This window comes from Paraburkholderia sp. CNPSo 3274 (genome assembly GCF_024206475.1).
Classification (GTDB): Bacteria; Pseudomonadota; Gammaproteobacteria; order Burkholderiales; family Burkholderiaceae; genus Paraburkholderia.
Map to the genome: position 1 here is coordinate 217,146 of NZ_JAMBPR010000002.1, position 22,445 is coordinate 239,590.

22 protein-coding genes are annotated in these 22,445 nt (G+C 66.5%); 18 read left to right on the plus strand and 4 right to left on the minus strand.

All coding sequences use genetic code 11. The features are described 5' to 3' along the window. The first annotated feature begins 23 nt into the window (after nucleotides 1–23). The 3 genes from cydB to M3I54_RS02090 all read left to right on the plus strand — a co-directional run bounded on the left by cydB (nucleotide 24) and on the right by M3I54_RS02090 (nucleotide 2,023). On the plus strand, nucleotides 24–1,028 hold the full coding sequence (gene cydB, locus M3I54_RS02080) for a cytochrome d ubiquinol oxidase subunit II (protein WP_254332627.1): 1,005 nt from the start codon (nucleotides 24–26) through the stop codon (nucleotides 1,026–1,028). After that, a complete protein-coding gene (locus M3I54_RS02085) occupies nucleotides 1,003–1,158 on the plus strand; it encodes a hypothetical protein (protein WP_254332629.1) in 156 nt (51 codons plus the stop codon). Before cydB ends, M3I54_RS02085 begins: the two co-directional genes overlap by 26 nt. Before the next feature lie 85 nt (nucleotides 1,159–1,243). Next, entirely contained in the window at nucleotides 1,244–2,023 is a 780-nt protein-coding gene (locus M3I54_RS02090; protein WP_254332630.1) for a hypothetical protein, read from the plus strand. 18 nt (nucleotides 2,024–2,041) lie between these two features. Here M3I54_RS02090 and M3I54_RS02095 read toward each other — a convergent pair whose 3' ends face one another. Beyond that, on the minus strand, nucleotides 2,042–2,719 hold the full coding sequence (locus M3I54_RS02095) for an isoprenylcysteine carboxylmethyltransferase family protein (RefSeq protein ID WP_254332699.1): 678 nt from the start codon (nucleotides 2,717–2,719) through the stop codon (nucleotides 2,042–2,044). 78 nt (nucleotides 2,720–2,797) lie between these two features. After that, nucleotides 2,798–3,667, minus strand: a complete 870-nt coding sequence (locus M3I54_RS02100) for an arylamine N-acetyltransferase (RefSeq protein WP_254332631.1) — start codon at nucleotides 3,665–3,667, stop codon at nucleotides 2,798–2,800. Nucleotides 3,668–3,987: 320 nt separating this feature from the next. Here M3I54_RS02100 and M3I54_RS02105 point away from each other — a divergent pair, with 320 nt between their 5' ends. From M3I54_RS02105 to M3I54_RS02130, 6 genes are all read left to right on the plus strand, one after another. Continuing rightward, a complete protein-coding gene (locus tag M3I54_RS02105) occupies nucleotides 3,988–5,502 on the plus strand; it encodes a carbohydrate porin (protein WP_254332632.1) in 1,515 nt (504 codons plus the stop codon). Nucleotides 5,503–5,596: 94 nt separating this feature from the next. Continuing rightward, the gene (locus M3I54_RS02110) at nucleotides 5,597–6,757 is read left to right on the plus strand and encodes a hypothetical protein (RefSeq protein ID WP_254332633.1); all 1,161 of its coding nucleotides are present in this window, start codon (nucleotides 5,597–5,599) and stop codon (nucleotides 6,755–6,757) included. A gap of 2 nt (nucleotides 6,758–6,759) precedes the next feature. Beyond that, nucleotides 6,760–8,067, plus strand: a complete 1,308-nt coding sequence (gene efeB, locus M3I54_RS02115) for an iron uptake transporter deferrochelatase/peroxidase subunit (protein WP_254332634.1) — start codon at nucleotides 6,760–6,762, stop codon at nucleotides 8,065–8,067. A gap of 32 nt (nucleotides 8,068–8,099) precedes the next feature. After that, nucleotides 8,100–9,119, plus strand: a complete 1,020-nt coding sequence (locus M3I54_RS02120; protein ID WP_254332636.1) for an iron ABC transporter substrate-binding protein — start codon at nucleotides 8,100–8,102, stop codon at nucleotides 9,117–9,119. 55 nt (nucleotides 9,120–9,174) lie between these two features. Continuing rightward, nucleotides 9,175–10,818 (plus strand): iron ABC transporter permease, encoded by a 1,644-nt coding sequence (locus M3I54_RS02125; RefSeq protein ID WP_254332702.1) that lies wholly within the window; start codon nucleotides 9,175–9,177, stop codon nucleotides 10,816–10,818. A gap of 15 nt (nucleotides 10,819–10,833) precedes the next feature. Continuing rightward, the gene (locus M3I54_RS02130) at nucleotides 10,834–11,883 is read left to right on the plus strand and encodes an ABC transporter ATP-binding protein (protein ID WP_254332638.1); all 1,050 of its coding nucleotides are present in this window, start codon (nucleotides 10,834–10,836) and stop codon (nucleotides 11,881–11,883) included. Here M3I54_RS02130 and M3I54_RS02135 read toward each other — a convergent pair. After that, a complete protein-coding gene (locus tag M3I54_RS02135) occupies nucleotides 11,871–12,740 on the minus strand; it encodes a LysR family transcriptional regulator (RefSeq protein WP_254332704.1) in 870 nt (289 codons plus the stop codon). The genes M3I54_RS02130 and M3I54_RS02135 overlap by 13 nt on opposite strands. Before the next feature lie 132 nt (nucleotides 12,741–12,872). On the opposite strand from M3I54_RS02135, the gene M3I54_RS02140 reads away from it, so the two are divergent. Further along, entirely contained in the window at nucleotides 12,873–13,799 is a 927-nt protein-coding gene (locus M3I54_RS02140) for a DMT family transporter (RefSeq protein ID WP_254332640.1), read from the plus strand. Between the two features lie 21 nt (nucleotides 13,800–13,820). On the opposite strand, the gene M3I54_RS02145 is transcribed toward M3I54_RS02140, so the two are convergent. After that, complete coding sequence (locus tag M3I54_RS02145) at nucleotides 13,821–15,122, minus strand: MFS transporter (protein ID WP_254332642.1); 1,302 nt, start codon at nucleotides 15,120–15,122, stop codon at nucleotides 13,821–13,823. A 216-nt stretch (nucleotides 15,123–15,338) separates the two neighbouring features. On the opposite strand from M3I54_RS02145, the gene M3I54_RS02150 reads away from it, so the two are divergent. From M3I54_RS02150 to mdcH, 8 genes are read left to right on the plus strand one after another with little or no spacing between them, the layout of a single operon-like run. After that, complete coding sequence (locus M3I54_RS02150) at nucleotides 15,339–16,118, plus strand: GntR family transcriptional regulator (RefSeq protein ID WP_254332706.1); 780 nt, start codon at nucleotides 15,339–15,341, stop codon at nucleotides 16,116–16,118. Further along, entirely contained in the window at nucleotides 16,102–17,775 is a 1,674-nt protein-coding gene (gene mdcA, locus M3I54_RS02155) for a malonate decarboxylase subunit alpha (RefSeq protein WP_254332644.1), read from the plus strand. The genes M3I54_RS02150 and mdcA overlap by 17 nt, the downstream gene beginning before the upstream one ends. 5 nt (nucleotides 17,776–17,780) lie before the next feature. Next, on the plus strand, nucleotides 17,781–18,737 hold the full coding sequence (locus tag M3I54_RS02160; protein WP_254332646.1) for a triphosphoribosyl-dephospho-CoA synthase: 957 nt from the start codon (nucleotides 17,781–17,783) through the stop codon (nucleotides 18,735–18,737). Beyond that, nucleotides 18,725–19,027, plus strand: a complete 303-nt coding sequence (locus M3I54_RS02165) for a malonate decarboxylase subunit delta (RefSeq protein WP_042265098.1) — start codon at nucleotides 18,725–18,727, stop codon at nucleotides 19,025–19,027. The genes M3I54_RS02160 and M3I54_RS02165 overlap by 13 nt, the downstream gene beginning before the upstream one ends. Further along, entirely contained in the window at nucleotides 19,024–19,905 is an 882-nt protein-coding gene (locus M3I54_RS02170; protein WP_254332649.1) for a biotin-independent malonate decarboxylase subunit beta, read from the plus strand. The genes M3I54_RS02165 and M3I54_RS02170 overlap by 4 nt, the downstream gene beginning before the upstream one ends. Then, on the plus strand, nucleotides 19,902–20,717 hold the full coding sequence (gene mdcE, locus M3I54_RS02175) for a biotin-independent malonate decarboxylase subunit gamma (RefSeq protein WP_254332651.1): 816 nt from the start codon (nucleotides 19,902–19,904) through the stop codon (nucleotides 20,715–20,717). Before M3I54_RS02170 ends, mdcE begins: the two co-directional genes overlap by 4 nt. Continuing rightward, nucleotides 20,717–21,394, plus strand: coding sequence for a malonate decarboxylase holo-ACP synthase (locus tag M3I54_RS02180; protein ID WP_254332654.1), 678 nt, complete (start codon nucleotides 20,717–20,719; stop codon nucleotides 21,392–21,394). Before mdcE ends, M3I54_RS02180 begins: the two co-directional genes overlap by 1 nt. Further along, nucleotides 21,391–22,329, plus strand: a complete 939-nt coding sequence (gene mdcH, locus M3I54_RS02185) for a malonate decarboxylase subunit epsilon (protein WP_254332656.1) — start codon at nucleotides 21,391–21,393, stop codon at nucleotides 22,327–22,329. The genes M3I54_RS02180 and mdcH overlap by 4 nt, the downstream gene beginning before the upstream one ends. Nucleotides 22,330–22,445: the final 116 nt, after the last annotated feature.

The following is a 22,445-nucleotide window of genomic DNA, read 5'->3' on the forward strand; positions in this document are numbered from 1 at the left end:
ATCGTTACGAGGCTAGCAAGCAAATGGATGTCACCGTCATCTGGGCCGCGATCATCGCGCTCGGCGTTCTTCTCTACGTGGTGCTGGACGGCTTCGATCTCGGCATCGGCATCGTGTTTCCACTCTTTCCCGACGAGGAAGAGCGCGATCTCATGATGAACACGGTCGCCCCCGTGTGGGACGGCAACGAGACCTGGCTCGTGCTCGGCGGCGCGGGGCTTTTCGCCGTGTTCCCCGTGGTGTACTCGACCGTGCTTTCCGCACTCTACCTGCCGCTCGTGTTCATGCTCGCGTGCCTGATATTCCGCGGCGTGTCGTTCGAGATTCGCGCCAAGGCCAATCGCACGAAGCATCTGTGGGACCTCGCGTTCATTGGCGGCTCGACGGGCGCGGCGTTCTTCCAGGGCATCGCGCTCGGCGCATTCCTGCAAGGCATCCCGATGGACGGTGGCCAGTTCGCCGGCGACGCATTCGGCTGGCTCACGCCCTTCAGCCTGCTCTCGGGCTTCGGGCTGGTCGCGACCTATGCGTTGCTCGGCTGCTGCTGGCTCGTCGCGAAGACCGAGGGTGACCTGCAGCGCCGCCTGCGCAAGCTCGTTTGGCCGCTCACGGTCATGCTGCTCGGCTTCATCGCGCTCGTGAGCCTGTGGACGCCGCTGCAGGACCCGGCCATCGCCGAACGCTGGTTCCGTTCGGGCCTCTTCTGGCGTCTCGCGCCAGTGCCGCTGCTCGTGCTCGCCTGCGCCGCGTGGATGCGCTGGGCCGTGCATGCGCGCCATCACAAGACGCCCTTTATCGCGGCCATCGGGCTCGTGCTGCTCGGCTATGCGGGCCTGCTCGTGAGCCTGTGGCCCTACGCGATTCCGCAGGGCCTCACGCTGTGGGAAGCCGCCGCGCCGCGCGAGAGCCAGATGTTCACGCTCGCGGGCGCAGCGTTCATTCTGCCGATCATCCTTGCGTACACGATGCTCGGTTACTGGGTTTTTAGAGGCAAGGTGCGTCATGGCGACACCCATCACTACCACTAACATTGCGCGCCGGGCGCTGCCCGGCTGGCTCTGGTTCGTACTCCTCTGGTGTGCGGGCGTGGGCGCGGCCGTGTCGCTCGGGTTCGCGTTCAAGGTCTTCATGAACCTCACGCTGTTCGCCGTAAAGTGATTTGCGCAAGCGGATTTGCACGAGCGCGCTCGATTTCACGGCGCCGCGTTAGACTGTAGGCTCTCTGTCACCCGTGCGAAACCTCATGCAACAGATGACCTTCATGGAATGCGTCAAGCGCGCATGGGCGAGCGCCTGGCAGGCCGCCGTGCAAATGCCGTTTCTCGTCGTGGGGACCTTCGTGATCTACGCGGCGCTCGGCTGGTTCGGGCTCGCCGGGCGGCCCGTGCCGGCCGAAGGCGCGACGCCCTCCGCAGGGCTCATTGCGCTCGGCAATCTCGCCTCGCTCCTGAATTCGCTTGTCTACCTCTGGTTCACGCTCAAGATCTCGCGCTTCGTGCTGCTAGGCGAGCGCAGCGCGCCGCTCATGCCAGCCGGGGCCAAGCCGTTCCTGCGCATTTTCGCGGTCGGCCTCATCCTGGCGGTCGCGCTCGGCGCATTCGCGCTCGTGCTGTGGGTCGTGCTGCGGCCGCAATACCAGGGCGGCGCGGCGTTCCTCTTTCTCGTGGTCATTGCGATCTGGATGTTCGTGGCGGTGCGCCTCTCGCTGCTCTTTCCGGCGCTTGCAGTCGGTAGCCCGATCGCCTTCGGCGCAGCATGGCGCGACAGCCGCGGGCACTTCTGGAGCCTCTTTGGAGTCACCTTCGTCGCCGCGCTGCCCATCGCGGTGTGCGGCCTGCTCGTGCTGATCGGCATGGGCCTCGCAGGCGTCTCGCCCGAAATCGTGCGGCAGCCGGGTTGGCTCACCGCGCTCGCCATTGGCCAGAGCATCGGCAACATCGTGTTCGCGCTGCTCACCACCACGGCGCTCGCCTGGCTCTATCGCCGTTACGCGCAAGCCCTGAGTTCGCCCGCCACGCGCTAGTCTCGCACTACCTGTGCACTACCATATGCCCGGCACGAAGCGATAACGCACGCGCGCCAGGTAGTCGCGGTAGCCGGGCAGATTCTCCGCGAGCGTCTGTTCTTCCCGCACCGCGCGATAGCCGATCCCCACGACCATGAAGGGCACGCAAGCAAGCCCCCACCACGAACCGAGCATGAGCGGCGTGCCGGCGAGAAAGAGCAGCGCGAAGCCATACATTGGGTGACGCACGTAGGCATACGGGCCGGTGTCGCTGACCGTATGCCCGCGTTCGCTCTGAATCTTCACTACGGGCGCTGCAAAGCGGTTCGCCGCAAAGACCGCGCGCGTCGCGTAGATATCGACGAAGATGAAGATGGCGCCGAGCACACTGAGCCACAGCGGCACACGCGACCAGCCCATGCGCACGGCGTCGATTCCCATCAGGCACAGCCACGCGCAAAAACCCACTGAGACGCACCGCATGAACACGCGGTCCCACGGCTGCTGCGTGCGTTGCGCAAAGGGCGCGAGGCGCTCGACAAGGAGGCCCGGATCTTCGCGCCCAAGCCACAGGCCGATCCACACGCCGCACAACGCCCACTCGATGAGCCACAGCCACGCCCCCGTCCACGCCAGCGTACCCGCCGAAACGAACAACAGCACGCCCATCAATCCGAACCAGACCACGACTTGCACGAACAGCTTCGCCATCAGCGCTTTCGTCATTTTCAGCTCGGTCATGATGCCCTCCTTGCGCGCGGGCGCAGCGTCGCGTCGTACGCTGACTCGCGCTTACTGTTGCGCGCTGTGCGACGTCATCCGCGCATAGAGCGCGTCGGCGTCGATACGCTGCGCTGCTTCGCCGCGCGCGAGATCGATGCCGAAGCGTTCGCGCAGACATTGCGCGAGTTCCGCTCCGTTTGCAATCGTACGCTCCTCGCTCACCTGGCCTTGTGCGTCGCGCTCAGTAAAGCCCTCGTTGAACAGGATCGCGCGGCCGCCTTCGCGCGCGATGCACGCAATCAGGCTGAACGTGAAGAACGACTCAGGCGACGCCGACGTGTACCAGTTCGCCACTTCGTAATCGACCCACTCCGCGGGCGTCAATTCGAAGCGATAGACATCGAACCACTTTTCGCCGTCGAACAGTTCGAGCTTGCGCTCATTGGCCGAAAGCGTCACCAGCCGCGCGGGTTCGTGCGGCGTTTGCTGTTGCGCTTCGCTGGAAAGCAAGAGCGGCGCGCACAGGGTCGCGCCGCCAAAACCCACGTCTACGAGCCACGAGTCACCCTCGGCTTCCACGCGCAGCAGCATATGCGTGCGCAGCGTACGTGCGTCGGGTTCACGTCCGTATAGCACACGTGCGGCGAGCGGGGTCACCGTAAAGCCCAGTTGCATGAGCACATGCGCGAACAAGGTGTTGTGCTCGAAGCAATAGCCGCCCCGATGCCGCGCTACGAGTTTCTCGACGATGTCCGGCAACTTGACCGACACGCGCCGTCCGGCAAGGGGATCGAGATTCTCGAACGATATGGCGAGCGGATGGAGACGGTGCAGATCGCGCAGCACGGCGAGGGTCGCTGAGCGATCTGCGCCGTCGTAACCGATGCGGGCGAAGTACGCGTCGAGATCGAGTTCGTAGCGTGGGGAAATGTCGGTCATGGAGCCAGTTTGTTTTGAAGTTCGAGCGGTGAACGTGCGTTCACACGCGTGATGATAAGCGACTTCATTCGCCTGACTAATTCGGCGAAAACTAACGATCTGTAATGTTAAAACACGAGAAAGACAGCAATTCGTAAGGATGACGATGATTCTGCGTAAAGTAAGCGTAAAACAGTTGAGAATCATTCTCGTTTTTGTTGACGCTCGCATTCACTGTTAGTACGATGGCGCCGTCTGGAGATGTCGGGTATTCAGCGGCTTGCGAATAACAAATGCCAACGCGATCAATCAAGCAATCATTTCAATAAGTAAGGAATACGATGGAATTGACCCGAACCGTCCGCGTGCCTGCGCTGGCCTGCTCGCGCAGCGCAGCGCAGGGCCGCCCGGCGCGTCGGCGAGCACCGGCGTTGCGCGCCATTGCTGTGCTCGCCGCGAGCGCGACTTTCGCGTGCGGAGCCGCCCGCGCACAAAGCAATGCGAACCCCGACGCCGCCCCTGAAGCCCCGGAAGCCGACCTCGCCATTCAGGCGCAGCCGTCGAACTTCTGGACCGGCTTCTGGTCGCGCCAGAACATGCTCGGCGACATGGGCGGCCTGCGGCCGTGGCTCGGCAAATACGGTGTCACATTCCAGCTCACGGAGACGAGCGAGTACCTCGCGAACCTGCGCGGCGGCCTCAAGACCGGCGGCGCGTACGACGGCCTCACGACGGCGACGGTGCAGGTCGACACGAGCAAGGCGCTCGGCATTCCGGGCGGCCTCTTCAACGTGAGCGCCCTGCAGATCCACGGCACCAATCTGAGCACGTCGAACCTCGGCACGCTCAACACGGCGAGCGGCATTGAAGCGACGCCGACCACGCGCCTGTGGGAGCTGTGGTACCAGCAATCGTTCTTCGACAAGCGCCTCGACGTGAAGATCGGTCAGCAGAGTCTCGACCAGGAATTCATCGTGAGCCAGTACGGGGCGCTCTTCATCAACACGATGTTCGGCTGGCCGGCGCTGCCTTCGTACGACATGCCCTCGGGCGGCCCCGCCTATCCGCTAGCGGGTCTCGGCGTGCGCGTACGCGGGCAGATCACGCCTTCGTTGACGGCGCTCGCAGGCGTGTTCTCGGGCGACCCGCTCGGCAATGATCCGAACAACCTTAGCGGTACGAACTTCAATCTGCACAACGGCACGTTGTGGATCGGCGAGCTGCAATACGCCATCAACCAGCCGTCCGAAGGCGAGCTGGTCAGTGCGGACAATCACGGCCTGCCCGGCACCTACAAGCTTGGCTTCTGGTACAACAACAACTCGTTCGCCGACCAGCGTTTCGACAACACGGGCCTTTCGCTCGCGAATCCGGCTTCGACCGGCATCCCGGCGCAGCACCAGGGCAACTACAGCTTCTATGCGGTGGCCGACCAGATGATCTGGCGTCCCGACCCGGACGAGCCGCGCAGCATCGGCGTATTCGCGCGCGTGATGGGCGCGCCCGGCGACCGCAATCTCGTGAGCCTCGCGGCCAACCTCGGCATTGTGATGAAAGCGCCGTTCAAGGGCCGCGACAACGACAGCGTGGGCCTTGCCGCCACGTACATCAAGGTCGGCAACAATGTGCACAACCTCGACCTCGACCAGCAGATGTTCACCGGCGGTCCATACGGCGTGCGCACGCAGGAAACGGCGCTCGAAGCCACCTATCAGTACCAGGTCACACCGTGGTGGATTCTCCAGGCCGACGCGCAATACACGTTCAACGCGGGCGCCGGCCAGAATCCGCAGGATCCGACCGCGCCGCTGCGCAATACGTTCGTGATCGGCGTGCGGACCAACATCACGTTCTAAGTCCACGAAAGCGCAACCGACCTATGTTCAACCCCAAGTCCTCGCGTTTTCCTGCCGACGTGCGCGCCGGCCGCGCGAGGCACGGAGATTCAGTATGAAACACGCTACGCGCACGCTCCTGCAATGCACGGTCCACGCGGTCCGCTCCGCGCTCGCGCTTGCCGCCGCGGCGGCGCTCGCCGGCGCGCCGCTGGCCGCTCACGCCGACCCGCAGGGCCTGCTCGAGACCGTCAAGCATCACACCACGCTCATCAACACTGTGCCCGACAACGGTGACCAGAACCCGTATGCGATCTTCGTCGCGCCGGTCTCCTCCGGCACGGTGAAAGAAGGCGACGTGCTGATCGACAACTTCAACAACGCGGCCAACCTGCAGGGCACCGGCAGCACGATCGTCGACTATCACCCCGACACGAAGCAGATGACGCTGTTCGCAACGATTCCGCGCGATTTCAAGGAATGTCCGGGCGGTGTTGGGCTTTCGACCGCGATGACGATGCTCAAGTCGGGCTGGGTCATCGTGGGGAGCACACCGAGCAACGACGGCACGACCGGCACCAAGGGCGCGGGCTGCATGATCGTGCTCGACAGCAGTGGCAAGATTGCCAAGGTCATCAGCAGTCCGAACATCAATGACCCGTGGGGCAACATGGCCGTGGTCGACAACGGAAACCACGCCACGCTGTTCGTGAGCAACGCGGGCTTCGGCGTGGGCGGCGCGGACGGCAATCCGCCTGTGTTCAAGCAGGCCACGGTGCTGCGCCTTGATCTCGACATCCCGAGCGGCCAGGCGCCGGCCTTGAAGAGCGAAACCGTGGTGGCGAGCGGCTTCGGCGCGCAGGCGGACAAGGGCGTGTTCCTCGTCGGCCCGACCGGCCTCGCGCTTTCGGCTGACAACAAGCTGCTCTACGTGTCCGACGCAATCGGCAACCGCATCAACGTGATCGAAGACCCGCTCACGCGCGACACAAGCGCGGGCGTGGGCCGCCAGCTCACCGCCGACGGCCTGCTGCACCGTCCGCTCGCCATGATCACCACACCGCAGGGCCACCTGCTCGTGACGAATGCCTTGAACGGCCAGGTCGTCGAGATCGACCCGGTCGCGGCAAAGCAACTCTACGCACGCTGGATCGATACCGACAAGGCGCAAACTCCTCCGGGCAACGGCGACCTGTTCGGCATCGCGCTGACCCCGGCAGGCGACGGCTTCTATTACGTGCAAGACGACGTAAACACTCTCGTGCTGGCTAAATAATCATGTCCCCCGACGATACCCCCAACCAACCATCGCGCCCTGCGCGGCGCGGCTTCCTGAAAGCCGGTGCCGCGCTCGGTGCGAGCCTCGGCGCAGGCGCGGCCACGAGCGGCCTCGCCCAGGCCGCCGAGGCAAAGCACCACGCGATACCTGCCGACCCGATGCTCGCCGTCGAGCCGTTCTACGGCGAGCACCAGGGCGGCATCGTGACGCCGCAGCAGGCGCACACGTATGTCGCGGCCTTCGACCTCACGACGACCTCACGCGACGACGTCATCAACCTGCTGCGCAAGTGGACCGAGTCCGCAGCGCGCATGAGCCTGGCGCAGCCAGTGGCCTCGCTGGACGGCACTGGCGACGACCACCCCGCGCCCGATTCCGGCGACGTGCTGGGCCTCGGCCCGGCGGGCCTCACGGTCACCTTCGGCTTCGGCCCCGGCCTCTTCACGTCGCAGGACAAGGACCGCTACGGTCTCGCGCGCAAGCGCCCTGCCGCGCTCGTCGACCTGCCGCGCTTCAACGGCGACCAGCTGATCGCGCAAAAGACCGGCGGCGATCTCTTCGTGCAGGCGTGCGCCAACGACGCGCAAGTCGCTTTCCACGCGGTGCGCCAGCTCGCGCGCCAGGGCTATGGAATCCTGACGATGCGCTGGGGCCAGGCGGGCTTTCTCTCGGGCCCGCGCGCGCAAACGCCGCGCAACCTCATGGGCTTCAAGGACGGCACGAACAACCCGCCGACCACGGACCCGAAGGCGATGAACCAGTTCGTCTGGGCCACCGCCGCCGACGCGCCGTGGATGCAGGGCGGCACCTATACGGTGGTGCGCCGCATCCGCATCACGCTGGAGCACTGGGACCAGATGGAACTGGGCTTCCAGGAGCAGGTGTTCGGCCGCCACAAGTACAGCGGCGCGCCTATCGGCCAGAAGAAGGAGTTCGACAACGTCGATCTCGACGCGCAAGATAAGGACGGCAATCCGCAGATTCCCGAGAACTCGCACGTGCGTCTGTCGAACCGCGCGTCGAATAATGGCGCGCAGATCCTGCGCCGCTCGTACTCTTACAACGACAGCACAGACTTCTATATCGAGCGCTGGCCGCCGTGGCGCCAGGAAACCGAATATGACGCGGGCCTCATCTTCGTCGCTCACCAGGGCGACCCGCGTACGGGCTTCATTCCGATCAACGAGCGCCTCGCAAAGTTCGACATGATGAACCAGTTCACGACGCACGTCGGCAGCGCGATCTTCGCATGCCCGCCCGGTGCGAAAGCGGGCTCGTTCATCGGCGCGGAGCTGTTCAGCGCCTGAGATCCATCGATAACAACGGACAACGAAGTAATATGAAAATTTCCATGATGCGCGCGCCGCTGCGCGCCGCCGCCCTCTCGCTCGCGCTTGCCGGCATGCTGCCGCTCGCCGCGCACGCGGCCTCGATTACGCTCTACAACGCACAGCACGAGCAGGTCGTGAACCAGCTTGCGAAGGACTTCGGGCAGCAGACTGGCATCGACGTGAAGATCCGCAGCGGCGAAGGTCCGGCGCTCGCGGCGCAGCTCGTCGCCGAAGGCGAGAAGACGCCGGCCGACGTCTACTTCACTGAGAACTCGCCGGAATTGATGCTGCTGGAAGAAAAGGGCCTGCTCTCCCCCGTGCAGCAAGCGACGCTCGCGACCGTGCCCGCTCGCTACAACTCGCCGCAAGGACAATGGGTGGGCGTGACCGCGCGCGAGAACGTGCTCGCGTACAACACGGCCAAGGTGCAGCCCGCGCAACTGCCGAAGTCGATTTTCGATCTCGCCAAACCCGAATGGAAGGGCAAGGTCGGCATCGCACCGAGCGACGCCGACTTCCTGCCGCTCGTCGACGCCGTGCTCGCCGTGAAGGGCGAGGCCGCAACGCTCGAATGGCTCAAGGGTCTGAAGACCAACTCGCAGATCTTCGACGACGACGAAGGCGTGGTCGCCGCCGTGAATCGCGGCGCGGTCGCCGCCGGCATCATCAACAACTACTACTGGGACCGCCTGCACGCCGAGATCGGCGACAAGAAAACGCAAAGTGCCGTCGCGCATTTCGCCGATGGCGACGTGGGCGCGCTCGTCAATGTTTCGGGCGCCGCCGTGATGAAGTCCGCGCACAATGTGGACGGTGCGCAGAAGTTCCTCGCCTACCTCGTGAGCGAGCGCGCGCAAAAGCTGATGGCGCAGAACCACATCAGCTTCGAGTACCCGCTGCGGCCCGGTGTGGCGAGCGATCCCATCAACAAGCCGTTCGACCAGCTGAAGCCGCCCGCGCTGACCATCCAGCAGCTCGGCGACGACAGCCAGGCGGGCAAGTTGCTGCGTCAGGCTGGCCTGCTGTAATCGGCATGGAGTACGAAGCAAGATCGTGAGCGAAGCAGTTACGACGGCGCAGGCCGTGCCTGAGTCTCATCAAGTGGATGTCGCGGGGGTCCCTCCCCCGCGCGCGCGGCGGCGTGCGCCGCGCGCGCTCTTCGCCGCCGCCGCGCTCGGCCCGCTGCTGGTGCTGCTGCCGCTCGCGCTGACGTTCTGGCGCGCGCTGTCCTTTGGTCTGGCCGACGCCGCCGAGCTGATATTCCGGCCGCTGGTTGGCGAGTTGCTCGTCAACACGCTCTCGATTACCGTTTCGGCCACGCTCGCTTGCGCCGTGCTCGGCACCGCGGTGGCGTGGCTCGTCGAGCGCACCGACGTGCCGGGTCGGCGCGCCTGGGCGCTCCTCGCAGCCGCGCCGCTCGCCATGCCCGCGTTCGTCACGAGCTACGCGTGGGTCTCGCTGAGCCTCGATTTGCAGGACTTTCTCGGCGCGTTCATCGTCATCACGACGGCCTACTTCCCGCTCGTCTACCTGCCCGTGGCCGCCGCGCTGCGCGGCCTCGACCCCGCGCTCGAAGAATCGGCGCGCGCGCTCGGCTGCAATCGCTGGGCCGTTTTCGTGCGCGTCGTGCTGCCGCAATTGCGACCCGCGCTGTTCGGCTCGATGCTGCTCGTCGCGCTTGGCGTGCTCTCCGAATTCGGTGCATTTACGCTGCTGCGCTTTCGCACGTTCACAACCGAAATCTACGCGGAATACCGCACGAGCTTCGATGGCGGCGGTGCATCGCTGCTGGCCTGCGTGCTGATCCTGCTCTGCCTTGTGTGCCTCGTGCTCGAGTTTCGCGTGCGCGGGCGCGCGCGCTACGAGCGCGTGGATCGCGGCGCGCGCCGCGCGAGCGTGCGCCATGCGCTCGGCCGCTGGCGCTGGCCCGTCGCGGCGGGTTTCGTCGCGCTCAATGTGGCCACGCTCGGCGTCCCGCTCGCGATGATCGGTTACTGGCTCACGCAGCCCGGCGCGGCGGCAATCACGCCCGCGGATGTCTCGCCGGAGTTGCTGGTTTCGACCACGTTCGCCTCGCTGCGCCTCGGCCTTACCGCCGCGTTTTTCACCACACTGCTCGCGCTGCCGCTCGCGTACTTGCTTGCGCGCTATCCCGGCCGCGCCGCCACGTTTCTCGAACGCACGGCCTTCATCGCGCAGGGTGTGCCCAGTCTCGTCATTGCGCTTGCCATCGTCTCGCTCGCAGTGCGCGCGCTCGAACCGCTCTACCAGGGCACCACGCTGCTGATTACGGCGTACGCGATCCTCTGTCTGCCCCTGGCGCTCGTGAGCGTACGCGCGGCGCTCCTGCAAGCACAGCAGCGCCTCGAGGACACGGCGCGCGCGCTCGGCCTGGGATGGTTCGCAACGTTGCGCCGCGTCGTGCTGCCGCTCGCGGGTCCGGGCCTCGGCGCAGCGGCCTCGATGGTGTTCATCTCGGTGGTCACCGAACTCAACGCCACGCTGCTACTCGCGCCCATCGGCACGCACACACTCGCCACGCAGGTCTGGACCGACACCTCGGCGCTCGCCTTCGCGGCCGCCGCGCCCTACGCCGCACTGCTTACCGCGCTTTCGCTCGCCGCCTCGGGCCTGCTGTTCGCGTTTGCGGGCCGTTCCGCGCTCGCGGGCCATGCGTCCGTGAATATGTCCGTCGATACGACCAACCCACCGCCCGACGACGCCTGAGCCTCACTAAGCCCCATGAGCACACTTCGCATTTCCGGCCTCCAGAAGGCCTTCGACGGTCATCCGGTCCTGCACGGCATCGATCTTTCCGTGCGCTCAGGCTCGCTCGTCGCGCTGCTCGGGCCTTCGGGCAGCGGCAAGACCACGCTGCTGCGCGTGCTGTGCGGCTTCGAGCGCGCCGACGCCGGCACGATCGAGATCGACGGCCGCCGCGTCGCAGGCGACCGGCTGCATCTGCCGACCGAGCAACGTCATATCGGCTACGTGCCGCAAGAGGGTGCGCTCTTTCCGCACCTCACGGTCGCCGAGAACATCGTGTTCGGCCTGCCGCGTGCGCAGCGGCGCGCGCACCATCGCGTGGCCGAATTGCTCGAACTCGTCGGTCTTCCGGAATCCTATGCATCGCGCGCGCCGCAACAGCTTTCGGGCGGCCAGCAGCAGCGGGTAGCGCTCGCCCGTGCGCTCGCGCCCTCGCCCGGCCTCGTGATGCTCGACGAGCCGTTCTCGTCGCTCGACGCCGCGCTGCGCGTCGAAACGCGCGAAGCCGTGGCGCGCGCGCTCGCCGCCGCCGGCGCGACCGCCGTGCTCGTCACGCACGATCAGGCCGAGGCGCTCTCGCTTGGCCACGAAGTCGCCGTGCTGTGGAGCGGCAAGCTGTTGCAGAGCGGGCCGCCGCAAACGCTCTATCGCCGTCCGGCCACGCGCGAACTCGCGGCCTTCATCGGCGAGGCGGTGCTGCTGCCGGGTACGGTGGCCAACGGGCGAGCGCATTGCGTGCTCGGCGCGCTGCCGATCCAGCAGGACCAGCATGCCGCAGAAGGCGCCGTGGACGTGATGCTGCGCCCCGAGCAGATCGACGTGCTGCCCGAAACCGCCCTGCGCGACGGCGCAATGGAAGCCGTGGTGCGCGCCATCACCTTCCAGGGTCAGGACGCCGCGCTCACGCTGCAACTGATCGATGCGCACGCAACGGTCCGCGCGCGCGTGCCCGGTTATCGCACGCCGCGCGAAGGCGAGCGCGTGCGGCTTGCGGTAGGCGGCGAAGTGAGCGTCTACCCGCGCTGACGCGGCACTGAAAGGTCCTGCACCATCTGCTGCGCGAGGTAGTCGCAAGTCGGCCGGTTCGACTTGACGCTGCGCGCCACCACGATTTCCAGCGGTTCGATCTTTGGCAGGCCCTGCGCCTCGCCGAGGATCGCGAAGCGCGCCGGCACGCTGCAACGCGTGAGCGCGACGATCGCAATGCCCGCCTCCACCGTCGCCGTCAAACCCATCAAACTCGCGCTGCTATACGCGGCGCGGTAGCGGATGTGCGCGGCGTCGAGCGCCGCCACGGTATGCGCGCGCGCCACGCTGCCATGCTCGTAGAGCCCCACCGGCAACGGCGACATGGCGAGCGGCGCGGGGTCGGTGGCGGACCCCACCCAGACCATATCCTCGGCCCGCACGAACTCGCCGCGCATCTTGCGGTCGCGCGTGACGAAGGCGATGTCGATCTTGTTGTCGGCCAGCATCGGCCCGAGCGCTACGCTCTGCGCACAGACGATCTCGATCTCCACATGCGGATAGAGGGTAGAAAAGCGCCGCAATACCGGCGAAAGCAGCGACGCCATGTAGTCGTCGGGCGCGCCGAGCACCACGCGCCCCGTCACCTCGGGCCGCACCAGCGCCGCCCACGCCTCCTCCTGCAGGTCGAGCGCGCGCCGCGCATATTCGAGCAGCGTGTTGCCCGGGCGCGTGAGCGCGAGATTGCGCGTGTCGCGCGTGAATAACGTGGTGCCGAGCATCTGCTCGAGCCGCTTGATCTGCATGCTCACGGCCGCCTGCGATCGATGCACAGAGACGGCGGCCTTCGTGAAGCTGCCCGCGTCCGCCACGGCGGCGAAGGTGCGCAACAAATCGACATCGAATTCGGGGTTCATACGCCGGCCGTGTTGCAGCCAATTCATAAGCTGCGCTGATGGAATTCTTCAATTTAATTCGTTTGCTCGCGGCCCGCAACTGGCGAATACTTAATTTGTCTCCAACCCGCTTTCGATTCCCCAGCTCCGGCCATGCAATCCGAACATCACGGCAACCGCCAGCAAGGCGTCCTCATGCTCGCGGGCGGCGGCCTCCTGATGGGCACGATCGGCGTGTTCGTCGAGGAGGCGCGTCTCGGCGCCCTCACGCTCGTGTTCTTCCGCTGCTTTTTCGGCATGCTCGCGCTCGCCGGGTATTGCGCGTTCAAGGGCTGGCTTTCGCCGCGGCAGTTCACGCGCCGCACGCTCACGCTCGCGCTGATTTCAGGCGTGCTGATGGTCACGCAGTGGGTCGCCTTCTTCGACGCGATCCATCGCACGAGCATTGCCGTTTCGACAGTCGTGTTCCATGTGCAGCCGTTCTGGGTCGTGCTGATGGGCGCAGCGCTCTTTCACGAGCGGCTCGGCGCCGACCGGCTGGGCTGGATCGGCATTGCCTTCGTGGGACTCGTGCTCGCTTCCGGCGTACTCGCTGAAACCCACGTGGCCGATCGCGCGAGCTACATGATCGGCATTGGCGAATCGCTGGGCGGCTCGGTGCTCTATGCGAGCGTCACGCTGATCGCCAAGAGCCTGCGCAACTTTCGCCCGCATCTGCTCACGCTGACGCAATGCGTGGTGGGTTCGGTGTGCCTGCCGCTCATCGCGCCGTTTTTCGCGCCGCTAGAACTCACGCACATTTCCGCCACGCAATGGGGCTGGCTCGTGGGCATGGGGGTGCTGCATACAGGACTTTCGTACGTGCTGATCTATGGCGCGCTGCCGATGTTGACCACGCCCGTGATCGCCGTGCTGCTGTTCGTGTATCCGCTCACCGCGATCGCCGTCGATGCGATCGTCTACGGTCGCGCGCTCAGCGTGCCGCAGCTTGCGGGCATGGTGCTGATCGTAGCGGCGAGCCTCGGGGTCAATCTCGGCTGGCGTCTGTTGCCGCCGAGGCTCGTGAAGGCGCGGCGCTAATCAACGCGCCGCATATCGGGATCAGGAAGGCAGCGTTTGACCCCTCGTTTCCGGCGCAAACGGAATGATCAGGAGCCCGAGAACGAAGGCCAGCGCCGTGAGCGCCACCGGCACGCCAAGCGTGTGCATACGCAGCACGGCCGCGCCAAGCAGGAAGTTCACGCCCGCGCCCACGAAGCGGCCAAATGACGTGCAGAACGCGAACGCCGTAGCACGCACACGCGTCTCGAACTGTTCAGGCAGCCAGAGGCTGAAGAGCGCGAAGTTGCCGCCAAAGAAGCCCAGCACGAAGAGCAGCGCGATGAACGGCACGAGTCCGTTCTCCAGGTAGAACGCCCAGCCGAAGCTCGCCGCGATCGTCACGGCCATGCCCGTGAAATAGACGGCGAGCGTCCACTTGCGGCCGATGCGCTCGGCCATGGGTGGCAGTGCGAGGCAACCAAGGATCGTGCCGATCGACAGGATGCCCGTGGCGATAGAAGCCGTGCGGATCGCCTCTGCCTTGTTAGCACCCGCCTTCGTCGCCAGCTGGATCACGGCGGACGGCTCATAAACCGCACCTGCCCACAACCCGATGATCGCGATGGTCAGCAACGCGCACGCCACCACGGTGCGCAGGCGGTAGACGTCGCCAAAGATTTCACGCAGCGGGCGGCCGCGATGCACATGGCTTGCCTCCGACTTCTGCCACTTGGCTGGTTCCTCCACACGCGTGAGCACGAGGATTGCCACCACCACCGGCACCGCGCCCGTGAGGAACATGGCACGCCAGCCGAAGTGCACGCCGACCGTGTAATTGAGCGCGGCCGCAATGAAGAAGCCCGCGTAATAGCCGGTCTGCAGATAGCCCGCACCCATCTTGCGGCGGTCTTCGGGCCACGATTCGGCCACGTAGGTGCCCGCGAGCGCCCACTCCCCGCCGATGCCCACGCCCGCGAGAAAGCGGTAGATGGCGAGCGACCACACGCTCTGTGCGGTGGCCGAAAGTCCCGTGAAGATCGCAAACATGAAGATGGTGGCGGCCAGCACGCGCGTGCGGCCGAAACGGTCCGCGAGCGGCCCCCAGATGAACGACAGCCCCCAGCCCACGAGGAAGAGCGCGAACAGGATCGAGCCGGCAAGCCCGATGTTCGCCGCACTCGCCTCATACCCTGAGCGCGGCAACAACTCCGTGAGCGCGGGGGTGAGCACGAGGGCGTAGATGAACGAGTCCATCCCGTCGAGCGTCCAGCCTGCCCAGGCGCCCCAGAAACCGGCGATCTGCGACCGGTTGAGCGGTGTCTTGGTGCGAGTTCGCCGCGCGGACTCGGTGATCGAATTCATGATGCTCCTCTCTCCTTTGATGCCTCGCCAGCACGCGCAGCAGGATGCGCACGCGCGCCGCGAAACGCGGAAATGCAAGCCGTTAGCGTCCCGGCCCTCTTCAGGAACTCCTGTAAGCCCCCGTTCTTCTTACCCGTCTATAGTGAATCCAGTGTTTCTGTGTTGCGGGTTTTCGAGGCTTCCGCCTCGGTCGTTTTATATATAATATGTGATCTCATGAGCGACGCAACGAATGGTTTTCCCCTGGAAGGCGCTACCGCGCCCCGCACCAGCACCTCACGCATGATCGCCGACGCCCTGCGCAGCGCGATCGTCGAGGGCAAGCTCGCGCCCAATGCGCCGCTGCGCCAGGACGCGATCGCGCGGCATTTTTCGGTCAGCGCCATCCCCGTGCGCGAGGCGCTGCGCCAGCTCGCGAGCGAAGGCTGGGCGAAGATCGAGGTGAACAAGGGCGCGAGCGTGGCCTCGCTTTCCGCCGACGAAGCGCGCGAAATCTACGAGATCCGCTCTGCGCTCGAAAGCCTCGCGCTCGGCCTCGCCATTCCGAATCACACGAGCGCCACGCTGCGCGAAGTGACCGCGCTGGCCGCGGCCGCAAAACGCGAGCGCGATCCGTCGCTCTACGTCGCGCGCAACGAGGCCTTTCATATGAGCCTCTACGCGCCCGCCGGCCGCCCGCAGTTGATGGAGATGCTCACCGCACTCCATCGCCGCGGCGAACGTTATCTGCGCCTGAAATTCGGCTTCCCCGAATACAAAGGCGATTCCGATAGTGAGCACACCGAAATTCTTGCCGCCGTGAAACGCGGCGACGTGCCCACTGCGCAAAAGCTCGTGGCCGAGCACCTGCTCGGCACCGGCGAACTCATCTACCGTTTCCTGACCGAGCGCGCCGCGCTGCCGGCTGTGCCGCCTTCGGGACACACCGCCGCCGCAAAGCCGCGCGCCGCCTCTTCCCGCTCACGGAGCCGAACTGCCGATGAAGCCTCAAGCTGATACGCCAACCTCGCCTGACCTCGCACCGCGTTCGTGGACCACGCGCCGCGACGAAAAGGCCCGCCGCCTCGCCGCCGTTTCGGGCTGGCTCGAAGACGGCGTCCTGCCCGCCGCACGCATGACCGACGCGCTCGAACTGCTGATCCGCCCAGGCGATCGCGTCGCGCTCGAAGGCGACAACCAGAAGCAGGCCGACTTCCTCTCGCGCTCGCTGGCCAAGGCCGACCCGGCCAAGGTCAACAACGTTCACCTGCTGATTTCGAGCATCAGCCGCCCCGAGCATCTCACGCTGTTCGAGCGCGGCATTGCGCACCGCGTCGACTTCGCGTTCGCGGGGGCGCAAAGCCTGCGCGTCGCGCAGTTGCTCGAAGATGACCAGCTCGAAGTGGGCGCGATCCATACCTATGTCGAGTTGTACGCGCGCATGTTCGTCGACCTGATTCCGCAGGTCGCGCTGCTGTGCGCCGAAAAAGCCGACCGCCACGGCAATCTCTACACCGGCCCGAACACCGAAGACACACCGACCATCGCCGAAGCCGCAGCGTTCAGCCAGGGCATCGTGATCGTGCAGGTGAACGAGATCGTCGATGAACTGCCGCGCGTGGACATTCCTGGCTCGTGGGTCGACGTGGTCGTGCAGGCCGACCGGCCGTTCGCGGTCGAGCCGCTCTTTACGCGCGATCCGCGCCATATCGGCGACTTGCAGGTGCTCACCGCGATGATGGTCATCAAGGGCATCTACGCGCCCTATGGCATCGCCGCGCTCAATCACGGTATTGGTTTCGACACCGCCGCGATCGAATTGCTGCTCCCCACGTACGGCGAATCGCTCGGCCTCAAGGGCAAGATCTGCCGCAACTGGACGCTCAATCCGCACCCCACGCTGATTCCCGCCATCGAATCGGGCTGGGTGGAAAGCGTGCATTGCTTCGGCAGCGAAGTGGGCATGGAAGCCTATATCGCCGCGCGGCCCGATGTGTTCTTCACCGGCAGCGACGGCAGCCTGCGCTCGAACCGCGTGCTGTGCCAGCTCGCGGGGCAATATGCCGTGGATCTCTTCATCGGCTCGACGCTGCAGATCGACGCGGACGCGAATTCGTCCACCGTCACGCGTGGCCGGCTCGCGGGCTTTGGCGGCGCGCCGAACATGGGCCACGATCCGCGCGGACGGCGCCATGCGAGCGAAGCGTGGCTCAAGCTGCTCAAGGACAACGGCCCCGTTTCGCGCGGCCACAAGCTCGTGGTGCAACTGGCGGAAACCTGGAAGAAAGGCGGCGAGCCGACTTTCGTCGACGAACTCGACGCCATCGCCGTGGGCCAGAAGAGCGGCATGCCCGTCGCGCCCGTGATGATCTACGGCGACGACGTGAGCCATGTCGTAACCGAAGAAGGCATTGCGCACCTGCATCGCGCAGAGGGCATCGACGAGCGCCGCGCCGCGCTCGCGGCCGTGGCGGGCGTGACGCCCATCGGCCTGCGCGCGCAGCAGCAGAAAACCGACGAACTGCGCCGCCGCGGCATCGTGCAGTTCCCCGAGGATCTCGGGATTTTGCGCGGCGACGCCAAGCGCTCGCTGCTCGCGGCGCGCAGCATCGACGATCTGGTGACGTGGTCGGGCGGGCTCTATACGCCGCCCGCTCGTTTCCGTAGCTGGTAAGCGCGATGCGCACGCTACCTTTTACGGTGCTTGCGGAGGGCTCGGCGGGTCTCGCGCGGCGTGTCTCGTATGCTGGCGACGCGCGGCCGCCCTCCTCCGACGCGCAGCTCGCACGCTTCGCCCGCGACGCGCTGATCGAAGAGGTGCGCCTCACGCCCAAGCCCGCGCTCGTGGACGCGCGCGGTAGTGGCGCGCACAGCGATCTCGATCTCGCGACGATGCTGCGCTCGGCGCACGCGCTCGAACCCACGTTCGAAGCGCTCGCACGCGCTTCGCGCGGAGCCGCGCCCGGCACGGCGCTGCGCACCGATCTCGCGCGCATCGGCCGCGCCGGCGAAGCCGCGATGATGCGCGCGACACAGGGCAGCAACGCGCATCGCGGCGCGATCTGGATTGTCGGGCTGCTGGTGGCGGGCGCGACGATCGTGCATAGGCCGCAAAGCAGCGACAGCGAGTGTGCCCACGCGGCGCACATCTGCGAAACGGCTGCGCAGATCGCGCGCTACGACGACCTGCTCGCGCAGCCCGCGCAAAGCAACGGAGCGCGCGTGCGTCAGCGCTACAACGTCGGCGGCGCGCGCAGCGAAGCGCAAGAAGGCTTTCCGCACGTCGTGCGCGTGGGCTTGCCCGCACTGCGCGCCGCACGCGCGCAAGGCCACGACGAAGCCCACGCGCGCGTGGACGCCCTGCTCGCGATCATGGCCTCGCTCGACGACACCTGCGTGCTGCATCGCGCGGGGCTCGCCGGGCGCGAGGCCGCCCAAGCGGGCGCGCAGCACGTGCGCGACGCGGGCGGCGTCGCCACGCAAGCCGGCCGCGCCGCGTTCGACGCGCTCGAACGCGCGCTGCTCGCACTCAACGCATCGCCGGGTGGCGCGGCCGATCTGCTCGCCGCGACGCTCTTCATCGACAGACTGGTTCAGCACCGCATGGGTGGGAGGACGGTTTCATGGAACAACTGACATTCGATTATCCGGCGCAACGCGCCGTGACGACGCGCGCGCACGTGGGCGTGGTGGGTTCGGGCGATCTCGAAGTGCTGCTGCAGCCCGCGAGCGACATGCAGGCGCGCGTGGTCGTGCATACGAGCGTGGACGGCTATAGCCACATCTGGAAGAGCGTGCTCGACCGCTTCTTCACGCGCTACGACGGCGCGGCGCTCATCGAAATCAACGACTTCGGCGCCACGCCGGGCGTGGTGGCGCTACGGCTCGCGGAAGCCGTGGAAGCCGCGCAGGAGGCGCAGTCATGAGCAGCACTAATCAACTGACGCCCGGCACGCTGCTGCGCGAGAGCTTCATCGAATTGAGCGCGCGCGAACGCGCGGCCGCCGTGCTGGACGCGGGCACGTTCCGCGAACTGCTCGGGCCGTTCGACCGTATCGAATCGCCGTGGCTGCCGTTGCAGGGCATCGTCTGCCAGGCCGACGACGGCGCGGTGATCGCGCGCGGCACTATCGACGGACAGCCCGCCGTCGTGGCCGCGATCGAATCGGCATTCCAGGGCGGCAGCATCGGCGAAGTGTCGGGTAGCAAGATCGCCGCCGCACTCGAACTGGCACTTGCCGACTGCGAGCGCGGCAAGATCGTGCGGCCCGTCATCCTGTTCGAAACCGGTGGCGTGCGCTTGCAGGAGGCCAATCTCGGCCTCGCCGTGATTGCGGAGATCCAGTCGGCCATCGTCGCGTTGCGCGCGCACGTGAGCGTGGTCGGCGTGATCGCGGGCATGGTGGGTTGCTTTGGCGGCATGTCGCTCGCGGCTGCCCTGTGTTCGACGCTCGTGATGACGAAGCAAGGCCGCCTCGGCATGAATGGTCCTGAGGTAATCGAGCAGGAAGCCGGCATCGAGGAACTCGATTCGAGCGACCGCCGCCAGGTGTGGCAATTGATCGGGGGCGAGCAGCGCGCGCAGACAGGTTTCGCCGATGCGCTCGTCGAAGACGCGGTGGACGACGTGCGCGCGGCCGTGCGCGCGGCGTTTGCACAAGGCACGCCGCACACGCCACGCTCGGCGGATGTGGATGCCACGCTCGCGAAACTCGCGCACATCGATCCCGCCAGCGTCACCCCCGAAACGATGCGTGCGGTGTTCACCGCTTCGCCCCTGAACCTGAGCGGAGAAAACGCATGAACGACACGACGACGAGCCGCGGCGCACGCTGGCTGCGCGCCCTCGCGGGCACGGACACGCAGGGCGCGTGCGTGCAATACGCCGATGCGCCGCTCGACGACGAGACCGCGCGCTTCATTACCGTCGCGCCCGATCCCGCGAACCGCTTTCCGCGCGCGCGCGACAACGTGGTGGGCCTCGAACAAGGCTGGCGTCTCGCGAAGGCCGTGCGCGAGGCGATTGCCGAAGACGCCGCAAGCGGCAAGCGCCGCCCCATCATCGCGATCGTTGATGTGAAGAGCCAGGCCTACGGCTATCGAGAGGAAATGCTCGGCATTCACCTCGCCTGCGCCTCGGCCGTGGACGCCTACGCAAGCGCACGGCTCGCGGGGCATCCCGTCGTCGCGCTGATCGTCGGGCCCGCCATGTCGGGCGCATTTCTCGCACACGGCTATCAGGCCAATCGCATCGTCGCGCTCGACGCGCCCGGCACGATGGTCCACGCCATGGGCAAGGAAGCGGCTGCGCGCGTCACACGGCGCAGCGTCGAGGACCTCGACGAGCTTGGCGAAAAGATCGTGCCGATGTCATATTCGATGACTTCGTTCGCGAAGCTCGGTCTGCTTGACGAGTTGATCGAAGGCGTCGATGCGGACGCGCCGAGCGTTGCGCAGATCGCACGCGTGCGCGATGTGCTCGCACGTAAGGTGCGGGAAGCACGCGACGACAGGAGCGGCCTCGCGCATCGACTGCAAGGCGAGTCGGCGCAGCGTACGCGTGCGGCGTCGATCGAGGTGCGCAAGCGCCTCGCGCAACAGTGGGACGCTAGCTGATGCGCGTCTGCGCCGCCCCGCCGTTTGCTGTTGACGCGCCGCGCGTGGACGACGCGCGCTGGCGCGCGCACGACCTGCTGCGCATCGCGCGCCATACACCGTCAGGCGACGAGCCGGATTGGGTACGCGACGCGCTTGCCCGCGCGCCCTGGGTGGTCGTGCGGCGCACATGCGCGGCGGCGGGTTTCGTGCCGGTAGGGGTGCGCGGCCGCGTGCGTTCGGAGCGTTTTGGCACGTGGCTCAATACTGAGGATATCGAATCATCTTGTGGTCCGGAGGACCTTCTCGGCATTGACCCACTTTGCACACGCCGAGCACTGCCCGCGTACATCGCGCTCGCCACCCTGCGCACAAGCGCCGCGCCGTTGCGCAATTACGTTTGGGGCCCCACGGGCAGCGCCGGTTTCGAACTCGCCACGGGCGTCCCCACCCTCACGGCATCGAGCGATCTCGACATCCTGATTCGCCTGCCGCAACGTGTCTCACGCGCGGCGCTCGACTCGCTGGCGCAGACGCTCGCGCAAGCCGCCAGCCGCTCCGGCACACGCATCGACGCGCAACTCGAAACGCCCGCAGGCGGCGTCGCGCTCGCCGAACTCGCGGCGCACAAGCCGCGCGTGCTGGCGCGCGCTTCCAGCGGGGCGCAACTCGTCGCCGATCCGTGGCAAGCCCCATGACGCTCGCCCTGCTCTTTCCCGGCCAGGGCGCGCAAAACGCTGGTTTCCTCCACAAACTGCCGCAGCACGACGCCGTGCAGGCGACGCTCGACGAGGCGTCGGCTGCACTCGGCTTCGACGTCCTCACGCTCGATAGCGACGACGCCTTGCGCTCCACGGTTGCCGTTCAGATCGGCCTCACGGTCGCGGGCGTAGCCGTGGCGCGCGCGCTCGCGCAAGAAGGACTCGCGCCGCAATTCAGCGCGGGGCTTTCCGTGGGCGCTTATGCAGCCGCGGTAAGCTGCGAGGCCCTGGCGTTTGGCGACGCGCTGCACATGGTGCGCAAGCGCGCCGAGCTGATGGAAAACGCGTGGCCCTCGGGCTATGGCCTGACGGCCGTCGCGGGGCTGAGCGAGACGCAGGTGGAAACGCTCGCGGATGTGCATGCACGCGATGGCGGCGAGCGAGTGTACGTTGCGAACGTCAACGCGCCGCGCCAGATCGTCGTAGCCGGCGCCGATGGCGCGCTCGAAGCCTTCGCGGCCCGTGCGCTCGCCGCTGGCGCGCGCAAGGCGCAACGGCTCGCGGTGGCCGTTCCTTCGCATTGCGAATTATTGGCCGAGGCCGCCGAGGCACTCTCCGAGTGGGCACGAGACATACCGTTTCGTACGCCGCGTGGCGTCTACGTCGACAATCGCGGCGGCCGGCCTCTCTACAACGCCGACGCCATCCGCGCCGACCTCGCCACCAACATGCGCTACACGGTGCGCTGGTACGATGCGCTCACGGTCATGATCGAGTCGGGCGCGAGCGTGCTGGTCGAAGCGCCGCCCGGCCAGGTGCTCACGGACATCGCGCGCGAGCACTATCCCGAGGTGACCGCGCTCGCGGGCTCGGGTTTGCCGCTGGCGCGTCTCGTCGCGATCGTGCGGCGACGGCTCGGCGAGGACGTCTGATCGCAGCACAAATGCCGACCTTGGCGTTTATGCGCATAAATTCTTATTTGATTTTTAGCGCAGAGCTACTCACGCTCGCGGAGTCAGCCCTTCGAAAATCGGCGATTTATCAACGA